The organism is Martelella sp., assembly GCF_984369615.1.
This window is the reverse complement of the sequence record NZ_CFHTCS010000202.1, coordinates 1-8,061: the sequence shown is the minus strand read 5'-3', so window position 1 is coordinate 8,061 and position 8,061 is coordinate 1. Positions and strand designations below refer to the sequence as shown.

General features: G+C 64.4%; 11 protein-coding genes and 1 riboswitch. Of the genes, 4 read left to right on the top strand and 7 right to left on the bottom strand.

Going from position 1 to position 8,061, the window contains the following annotated elements:
• Positions 1 to 136 precede the first annotated feature (136 nt).
• Positions 137 to 586, bottom strand: coding sequence for a MarR family winged helix-turn-helix transcriptional regulator (locus AC5DC2_RS15405; RefSeq protein ID WP_491699109.1), 450 nt, complete (start codon positions 584 to 586; stop codon positions 137 to 139).
• A gap of 178 nt (positions 587 to 764) precedes the next feature.
• Here AC5DC2_RS15405 and AC5DC2_RS15400 point away from each other — a divergent pair, with 178 nt between their 5' ends.
• Positions 765 to 1,190, top strand: coding sequence for an organic hydroperoxide resistance protein (locus AC5DC2_RS15400; RefSeq protein WP_024707378.1), 426 nt, complete (start codon positions 765 to 767; stop codon positions 1,188 to 1,190).
• 285 nt (positions 1,191 to 1,475) lie between these two features.
• On the top strand, positions 1,476 to 2,351 hold the full coding sequence (locus AC5DC2_RS15395; protein WP_024707380.1) for a branched-chain amino acid aminotransferase: 876 nt from the start codon (positions 1,476 to 1,478) through the stop codon (positions 2,349 to 2,351).
• A 64-nt stretch (positions 2,352 to 2,415) separates the two neighbouring features.
• Here the strand turns inward: AC5DC2_RS15395 and AC5DC2_RS15390 are convergent, their stop codons facing one another.
• Positions 2,416 to 3,114, bottom strand: coding sequence for a cation efflux transmembrane domain-containing protein (locus AC5DC2_RS15390; RefSeq protein ID WP_491699108.1), 699 nt, complete (start codon positions 3,112 to 3,114; stop codon positions 2,416 to 2,418).
• 80 nt (positions 3,115 to 3,194) lie between these two features.
• On the opposite strand from AC5DC2_RS15390, the gene AC5DC2_RS15385 reads away from it, so the two are divergent.
• Positions 3,195 to 3,611, top strand: a complete 417-nt coding sequence (locus AC5DC2_RS15385) for a MerR family transcriptional regulator (protein WP_491699107.1) — start codon at positions 3,195 to 3,197, stop codon at positions 3,609 to 3,611.
• 197 nt (positions 3,612 to 3,808) lie between these two features.
• Positions 3,809 to 4,300, top strand: a complete 492-nt coding sequence (locus AC5DC2_RS15380; RefSeq protein WP_491699106.1) for a GNAT family N-acetyltransferase — start codon at positions 3,809 to 3,811, stop codon at positions 4,298 to 4,300.
• Between the two features lie 12 nt (positions 4,301 to 4,312).
• Here the strand turns inward: AC5DC2_RS15380 and AC5DC2_RS15375 are convergent, their stop codons facing one another.
• The 5 genes from AC5DC2_RS15375 to AC5DC2_RS15355 all read right to left on the bottom strand — a co-directional run.
• Positions 4,313 to 5,173 (bottom strand): c-type cytochrome, encoded by an 861-nt coding sequence (locus tag AC5DC2_RS15375; protein WP_051424067.1) that lies wholly within the window; start codon positions 5,171 to 5,173, stop codon positions 4,313 to 4,315.
• A gap of 98 nt (positions 5,174 to 5,271) precedes the next feature.
• The gene (locus AC5DC2_RS15370) at positions 5,272 to 5,715 is read right to left on the bottom strand and encodes a c-type cytochrome (protein ID WP_491699105.1); all 444 of its coding nucleotides are present in this window, start codon (positions 5,713 to 5,715) and stop codon (positions 5,272 to 5,274) included.
• A gap of 123 nt (positions 5,716 to 5,838) precedes the next feature.
• Entirely contained in the window at positions 5,839 to 6,639 is an 801-nt protein-coding gene (gene thiD, locus AC5DC2_RS15365) for a bifunctional hydroxymethylpyrimidine kinase/phosphomethylpyrimidine kinase (RefSeq protein WP_024708140.1), read from the bottom strand.
• A gap of 151 nt (positions 6,640 to 6,790) precedes the next feature.
• On the bottom strand, positions 6,791 to 7,585 hold the full coding sequence (gene thiM / locus AC5DC2_RS15360) for a hydroxyethylthiazole kinase (RefSeq protein WP_491699104.1): 795 nt from the start codon (positions 7,583 to 7,585) through the stop codon (positions 6,791 to 6,793).
• Positions 7,586 to 7,635: 50 nt separating this feature from the next.
• A riboswitch (TPP riboswitch) is annotated at positions 7,636 to 7,730 on the bottom strand.
• Positions 7,731 to 7,804: 74 nt separating this feature from the next.
• The coding region (locus AC5DC2_RS15355; protein WP_491699103.1) for an aldehyde dehydrogenase family protein at positions 7,805 to 8,061 on the bottom strand (257 nt) is incomplete at its 5' end.

Below are 8,061 nucleotides of genomic sequence, written 5' to 3'. Positions count from 1 at the left end.
GTTCTCGCAAGGCAACTTGCCGATGACGCGGCGCTCTCGGAGCGCCTGCGGCAGATGGCCGATTCCGGGCTGAAGAACTGGAACGGCACGGAAGTTGGCAGGGTGCGCGCCGTTCTGCCCTGAGGCGAACGGCCGGCTATTCCTCGCTTTCCAGGAGATGCTGCCGCAGCGCGTTCAGCCGGGCGTGCAGCGCGCGGGCCTCTTCCGCCGTGCAGCCCGTTTTCTGCGCGATTGACCGGCCGACGGTCTCGGCATCTTCGCGCATCGCCAGGCCTTTCAGCGTCAGCGTGATCTCGACCCGGCGCTCGTCGTCGGCCGCCCGACGCCTTGCAATCAGGCCTGCCGTTTCCAGCCGCTTCAGAAGCGGGGACAGCGTGCCGCTGTCGAGCCCCAGCCGCGCGCCGATGGCGTTGACCGACAGCGTGCGGTGTTCCCAAAGGACCATCATCACCAGATATTGCGGATAGGTCAGGCCGAGCTTCGACAGGAGCGGCTTGTAGGCGCGCGCGAAGGCGTGCTCGGTGGCATAGACGGCAAAACAGAGCTGGTCATCAAGCCGGGGCTGGCGGTCGTCATCATGGGTCATTTGCGCAATATAGGAGAGATGATAAAAATCGCAAAATAATATTGTAAACAATTTAATTGTGCGCTATTTAAAATCCATGCGATACGGAACGGAACCGATCGGGCTCCGCCGCGTCGTAGAAGAAATGGAAGTTTTCTCGAGGAAGGCGGTTTCCGCCTCAACAAGGAGCAATGCCATGATCAAGACGCTTTACACCACCAAGGCCATTTCAACCGGCGGCCGCGAAGGCACGGCCCGCACCGAAGACGGCGCATTCGAAGTCAATCTCGCCCTGCCGAAGGAAATGGGCGGTCCGGGCGGCGAAGGAGCCAACCCCGAGCAGCTTTTCGCCGCCGGCTATGCCGCCTGCTTCAACTCCGCGCTTCACAATGTCGCCGCCAAGAAGAAGGTCAAGCTTCCCAAGGAAACGACTGTATCGGCGACCGTCGGCGTCGGCCCGCGCGACGATGGCGAAGGTTTCGGCATTACCGCGGAACTCACCATCTCCATTCCGGGCCTCGATCGTGAGACCGCGGAAAACCTCGTCCATCAGGCCCATATCGTTTGCCCCTACAGCCATGCGCTCCGGGTGAACTACGAGGTTCCGGTTTCTCTCGCCGAATAACGGCCGCGACGATCGGGAATTTTCGAGGCCGGCGGTTTGTCCGCCGGCTTTTTTATGCCGCGGTGGCGAAGATCAACAGGCGCGGGAAGCGCAGCGGATTCCGTTCTCCGGGAAAGGGCGGGCCCGGGGATTTTCCGCTTGACCTTCTGCCGGGCGAAGTCTTGATTGGCTGCATTGAATTTCCGCCGCCCGCCTTCCGGCGCACGCTGCCGCACCGGCCCCTTTCCCAGCGACCGACCTTGCGAGGCGCATAGCGAAGGCCGGCGGCGTTGCAAGGAGAATGAAATGGCAGTCGATACTTCCCCGTCATCGGAAACCTGGACCCATGTCGATGGCGAATGGCTTCCCGGCAATCCGCCGCTGATCGGCCCGACCTCGCATGCGATGTGGCTTGCCTCGACCGTGTTTGACGGCGCACGCTTTTTCGAGGGCATGGCGCCCGATCTCGACGAGCACTGCAAGCGCATCAACCGCTCGGCGCGGGCGCTCGGCCTTGAGCCGACTCATACGCCTGAGGAGATCGAGGCGCTGGTGTGGGAGGGGCTGAAACGCTTCAAGGGGGCGGAGGCCGTCTACATCAAGCCGATGTACTGGGCCGAGCACGGCCTTGCCGGCCTCGTGCCGCCCGATCCGGCCTCCACGCGGTTCGCGCTCTGCCTGTTCGAGACGCCGATGCGCTCCACCGTGCCGGTGCGTCTCACGCTGTCGCCCTTCCGCCGGCCTTCGCCGGAAGTGGCGATGACCCATGCCAAGGCGGGCAGCCTCTACCCGAATTCCGGACGGATGATGCTGGAAGCGCGGGCCCGCGGTTTCGACAATGCGCTTGCCTGCGACATGAACGGCAATGTCGCCGAAACGGCGTCCGCCAACATCTTCCTCGTCAAGGACGGCATCCCGATGACGCCGGCCGACAATGGCTGCTTCCTGGCGGGCATCACCCGCCGCCGCATCCTCAAGCTCTTCCGCGAGAACGGCATCCCCGCCGAGGAGCGCACGCTGACGGTGAAGGACTTCATGGAAGCCGACGAGCTGTTCATGACCGGCAATTACAACAAGGTGGTTCCCGTCACCAGGCTTGATGACCGTGACTATGATCTCGGCCCGATGGCGAAGAAGGCGATGGCGCTTTATATGGACTGGGCCCGGGCCAACTGCAAATAGGTGCTTCCGACCGGAGACCGGATGGCGAAAGAAGCCCGGGCGCGCTTGTCCGGGCTTTTTGGTCTCAGGCGGGTCGGCTCTCGCTCCGGCTGTCGCAGCAGGTCCTCTCGCAGCACGCGTCTTCGGCAGGCGGGTTCGGCGCGCCCGCCTCTGCTTCGCCCGCGCGGAATTCCCGCCATGACTGGGCCAGGATCTGGAAGGCGGAGGAGAGGAACAGGCTGGCCATGACGAAGGCGACGGCGAGGTCCGGCCAGGCGGCGCTCGAGCCCCAGACGCCGAGGGCCGCGACCATCACCGCCACATTGCCGATCGCGTCATTGCGCGAGCAGAGCCAGACGGAGCGGACATTGGCGTCGCCATCCTTGTAGCTGACGAGCAGCAGCACCGTGGCGAGGTTGGCGGCAAGCGCCATCAGACCGATGACGCCCATCACCGGCGCTTCCGGCACGCCGGCGGTGAAAAACCGCCATACCGTCGACCCGAACACCCAGAGACCCATCAGCAACAGGCTCGCGCCCTTGAAAGCGGCGGCCACGGACCGTGTCTTCAGAGAGGCGCCGATCACCGCCATGGAGATGCCGTAAGTCAGCGCGTCGGCGAGAAAGTCGAGGGCGTCTGCCTGGAGAGCCTGCGACCGCGCCGCCTGGCCCGCCGCCATTTCGACGATGAACATCGCCGCGTTGAGAAGGATGACGATCTTCAGTCTTTTCTTGTAGGCTTCCGACATGCCGTCGAAAGTGGCTTGTCCGCAGCATGCGCTCATTGTCCGCGACCCGTTGCAATTGTCGATGCCGGTCACCATAATTGCTCCAGCGACTATAGGTTCAAGAGGTTTTCTGAAACATGTTTTCCATCGGCGAGCTTTCGCGGCGCACCGGCGTCAAGGTGCCGACCATCCGCTATTACGAGCAGAGCGGGCTGATTGCGCCGGCGGAACGGTCCGAGGGCAATCAGCGCCGTTACGGGCGGGAGGAGGAGAGCCGGCTCGCCTTAATCCGTCATGCCCGCGACCTTGGCATCTCGCTTGATGCGATCCGCGAATTGCTGGAGCTTTCCGCGCATCCCGAAACCCCGTGTGATCGCGCCGATGCGATTGCCCGCGACCACCTCGCCCTCGTGCGCGAGAAGATCGCGCGGCTGAAACGGCTGGAGACGGAACTGGCGCGGATCGCCGGTCATTGCGACGCCGACGCTGTCGGCGAATGCTATGTCATCCGTTCGCTCGCCGACCACGGCCTGTGCGCGGAGGAGCATGCGTGATTTTTCAATTGACAAGTCTGCCGTTTCGGCGCATCTGAAAATCCATGATCAAGACCGTGACCCACAACCACACGTATTTTTGGCTGTTCCGATAGGAGCGGCCGCGATTGATCATGTTCATCACCGGCCGCCAGGGGGCGGCTAAGGTGTTGAAGCAAAGTCCCCGGCGGTGCTCGAAACGAAGGCCAGGGACGACAATGACCGAAGACCAAGACGAAATCTCGCTGGAACGACCCGCACTGATGACCATCAGGAAAGCGGTCGAAACCGATATTCCCCAATTGCTCGACATGATCGGCCTTCTGGCCGCCTTTCACGGCGACGCCGTGGAGGCGAACGCCGAAGGGCTGAAGCGCGACCTGTTCGGGCCGGCGCCCTGGGTAACGGCGCTCGTCGCCGACGGCGGTTCCCAGCTTCTCGGATATGCGCTTCTGACCCCGCTCTACCGCGCCCAGCAGGGCCTGCGCGGCATGGACCTGCATCATCTCTTTGTGCGCGACGGCCATCGCAGCCATGGCGTCGGCCAGCATCTGATTGCCCGCGCGCGCGACTTCGCCAGGGCGGCGGGTTGCGCCTATCTCTCCGTCAGCGCCGCCACGGGCAACACCAAGGCGCACCAGTTCTACCAGCAGATGGAGTTTGTCGCCCGGCCGGTGACGGGCATGCGCTATCTGCAGTCGCTCGCCTGAAACCGGCCGGCCTCACTTTGCCGGCACGGCCTTCAGATAGGCGCCGATCGCCTCGAGATCGGCGCGCGTGAGGTGCGAGACATTCTGCTGCACCTCGACCATCGAGCCGCCGACCGTATCGTAATCGGGCGTGAAGCCGGTCTCGAGATAGTCTGCGATCTGGCTTGCCGTCCAGTCGCCGATGGCCCGCGATCCCGGCGTGATGTCCGGGATCATGCCTTCGCCGTCGGGGTTGGGCCCGCCGGCCAGCCAGTCGCCATATTTCAGGCCGCCAAGCGCATTGCGCGGCGTGTGGCATTCGCCGCAATGGCCCGGGCCTTCCACCAGATACTGTCCGCGCATGACCTCGGGCGCGGCGTCGGCAAGCGTGACGCGCGGCTGATCGGAAAAATAGAGTCGTTTCCAGAAGGAAAGCGCCAGCCGGATGTTGAACGGGAAGGCAATGTCGTGCGGCTTGCTCGGTTCGCTGCTCTTCGGCAGCGTCATGATGTAGCCGTGCAGGTCGCGCACATCCTGGTTCGTCATGCGCACATAGGACGTGTAGGGCAGGGCGGGGTAGAGGTTCTCGCCATGGCGCCCGATGCCCTTCTTCAGCGCATTGGCAAACTCGTAAAAGGTCCAGTCGCCGATGCCGTGGCCTTCGTCGGGCGAGATGTTCGGGGCATGAAACGTGCCGAAATCGCTTTCGATCGGCAGGCCGCCGGCGAGCACCAGCCTCTGGTCGCCTTCGGCACCGGGGGCGGCATGGCAGCCGGCGCAACCGCTTGCCCAGAAGATTTTCTCGCCGTTTTGCGTGTCGGCGACCGCGGCGCTTCTGAGCGCTTCGGGGTCAAGCCTGGGCGGCGTGAGCGCAACGATGAACGCCGCGCCCATGAACAGCGCGGCGACAACCAGCACTCCGATCGTGATGCGTGGTCTCACGCTTCGGCTCCTTGAATACCCGTCTCAGCCCTGGTCCAGGGCTACCGGGGTCAGTTCTTGACGCGATAGATTTCGTGGCATGCGCCGCAATTGGCGCCAAGCGTCTGCATCGCCTTGCCGACGGCGGCCTGGTCGGAGGGAAGGTCGGCGAGTAGCGCGTTCGCATCGGCGGCAAGCTTGTCGGCGCGGGCGGTGAAATCGTCCATGTTCTCCCAGATCGCCGGGCTTGCTTCCGTGTCGTTTCCGGTCTTGGAATCCGGCGGGAAATGCGTCGGAAAGTCCTTCGCATGACCGGCGATCGACGACAGGGCGCCCTCGACCACGACCGGATCGTAGCCCTTCTGGCCCTTGGCGATGGCGCCGAGCTGGCCCATGGCCTGGCCGATAGCCTTCATGTCATCCTGACGGAGCATTTGCGGGGCGTCCTGCGCGAAAACCGGGCCCGCGCCAAGACAGAGCGCCACGGCGCCGGCGATCAGATAGTTCTTCTTCATCGAGACCTCCTTCTCGTTTCGCCTGCAGTATATCCAGCCGCCGACGGGATGCCAGTGGCGTAAGCGGCCGCGAAAGATCAATTCGCCCCGCGCGCGGACGTTAGGCATCACTATTTGTTGAAATCACGGCCAAAGGGCATGGAAGTGATGGGTGGGGCCGTGGCCGGAGCCGACGGACAGCCTGTCCGATGCCGCGATCGCGCCGGCGACATAATCCTTGGCGATGACGACGGCTTCGGCAAGCGCAAGCCCCTTTCCGATTTCCGCGGCGATCGCGCTCGACAGGGTGCAGCCCGTGCCGTGGGTGTTTTCCGTGTCGATCCGCGCGCCCTCCAGCCATTGATGGCCGAGAGCGGTTACCAGCAGGTCCGGGCAGTCGTCGCCCTCCAGATGGCCGCCCTTCATCAGAACGGCCTGGGCGCCGAGCCCGCGCAGCGCATTGCCCTGGGCGATCATCGCTTCACGATTGGTCGCGACGTCCGCGTCAAGCAGGGCGGCTGCCTCCGGCAGGTTCGGCGTCAGAACGGCGGCAAGCGGCAGGAGATGCTCCTTCAGCGCCTCCACCGCGTCCTCCGGCAGAAGCCGGTGTCCGCCCTTGGCCACCATCACCGGGTCGAGCACGACCGGCACCTCGACGTGGTGACGCAGGCTGTCGGCAATGGTGATGGCGATACTGGCGTTGGCGATCATCCCGATCTTGATCGCGCTGACGGAGACATCGTCGAAGATCGCCGCGATCTGCTCGGCGACGAAAGCGGACGGCACCTCGTGCACGCCGGTCACGCCCTGCGTGTTCTGCGCCGTCAGCGCCGTCATCGCCGCCATGCCGTAGGTCCCCCGTGCCGAAAACGTCTTGAGATCGGCCTGGATGCCGGCGCCGCCCGAGGGATCGGAGCCGGCGATCGAAAGAATATTCGCAATCATGTCTTTGCCTTCCCGATGGACGTGGGCCATCGCTGCCTGTTGGTATGTTCGGCGACGGGGCCGCCTGCGGGACATGTGGAAAGGGGCTGCCCGCGTTTCAATCGGCCGATGCCGAGGCGCCCTGCGCCGTCACAGCCGCGCACGTCCCGCCTCACAGGAGTGTAACCCTGGCGCCGGCCTTCAGTTCCGCCGGGCCCGTTGCGGCGAGGGCGTCGAGAAACTGCACGGCGAAGGTGCCGGGGCCTTGCGCCATTCCGTGCGCCTTGCCGCCGGCGACCGCATAGAGCGCGAAGGCGGCGATCGTTGCGGAAAAGGGATCGGCCGGGCGCGTGCCGACAAAGGCCCCGACAAGGCAGGTCAGCGCGCAGCCGAGCGCGGTGACCTTCGGCATCAGGGGCGAACCGCCCGCAACCCGCGCGGCGCGACGGCCGTCGGTAACGAAATCGGTCTCGCCGGTGACGGCAACCACCATCTTGCCCTCGGCGGCAAGACGGCGCGCGGTCTCTTCCGCCGCAAGAACGCCATCGCCGGCATCAACGCCCTTGCCGTGTGCCGCCGCGCCGGAGAAGGCGAGGATTTCCGAGGCATTGCCGCGCAGGACGGCCGGGCCGAGATCGAGGATCGCGCGCGCGGCCTTTCTGCGATAGTCGGTTGCGAAATGGGCGACGGGGTCGAACACCCAGGGCTTTCCGCCGTCTCTTGCGCCGGCAATGGCCGCCTTCATGGAGGCCAGTCGGGCGGAGGTCAGCGTGCCGATATTGATCGTCAAGGCATCGGCGAGCCCGGCAAATTCGCCCGCCTCTTCCTCTGCCAGCACCATCGCGGGAGATGCGCCGGCCGCAAGCAGGACATTGGCGGCGATGTTCATCGCCACATGATTGGTGATGCAGTGCACCAGCGGCGCTTTCTCGCGCATCTCGGTCAACAGAATGTCGGCGTCCGTCATGCCGGTTTCCCTTTTCTTGTTTCAGCGGGAAAGCCGGACGGGCCAGATCAGGAAAGGCCCGAGCGACTCCCTCCGCCGGTATGATCCGGATCAGGTTCCAAGGGTGCTTCTCAGCCCGTTTGATCGGGCGCCCCTGTCTCTCTTGTGACCGTTGGTATAGCAGAAAAAATCCGCCCGGTAAGGGGCGGATTGCTATTGTCCCGGGTATGCGGATGCCGCCTATTTCATCGTCGGCATGGAGAATTCGGCGCCTGAGCGGATGCCCTTGGGCCAGCGGCTGGTGATGGTCTTCATGCGGGTATAGAAGCGCACGCCCTCGGGACCGTGCATGTGATGATCGCCGAAGAGCGAGGCCTTCCAGCCACCGAAGGAATGAAACGCCATCGGAACCGGGATCGGGACATTGATGCCGACCATGCCGACCTTGATCTTGCGGGCGAATTCGCGGGCGGCATCGCCGTCGCGGGTGAAGATCG

Excerpts from the sequence above, each read along its gene's own strand:
- AC5DC2_RS15405 (WP_491699109.1), bottom strand. The coding sequence starts at position 586 with ATGACCCATGATGACGACCGCCAGCCCCGGCTTGATGACCAGCTCTGT.
- AC5DC2_RS15395 (WP_024707380.1), top strand. The coding sequence starts at position 1,476 with ATGGCAGTCGATACTTCCCCGTCATCGGAAACCTGGACCCATGTCGAT.
- AC5DC2_RS15390 (WP_491699108.1), bottom strand. The coding sequence starts at position 3,114 with ATGAGCGCATGCTGCGGACAAGCCACTTTCGACGGCATGTCGGAAGCC.
- AC5DC2_RS15385 (WP_491699107.1), top strand. The coding sequence starts at position 3,195 with ATGTTTTCCATCGGCGAGCTTTCGCGGCGCACCGGCGTCAAGGTGCCG.
- AC5DC2_RS15380 (WP_491699106.1), top strand. The coding sequence starts at position 3,809 with ATGACCGAAGACCAAGACGAAATCTCGCTGGAACGACCCGCACTGATG.
- AC5DC2_RS15375 (WP_051424067.1), bottom strand. The coding sequence starts at position 5,173 with ATGGGCGCGGCGTTCATCGTTGCGCTCACGCCGCCCAGGCTTGACCCC.
- AC5DC2_RS15370 (WP_491699105.1), bottom strand. The coding sequence starts at position 5,715 with ATGAAGAAGAACTATCTGATCGCCGGCGCCGTGGCGCTCTGTCTTGGC.
- thiD (WP_024708140.1), bottom strand. The coding sequence starts at position 6,639 with ATGATTGCGAATATTCTTTCGATCGCCGGCTCCGATCCCTCGGGCGGC.
- thiM (WP_491699104.1), bottom strand. The coding sequence starts at position 7,585 with ATGACGGACGCCGACATTCTGTTGACCGAGATGCGCGAGAAAGCGCCG.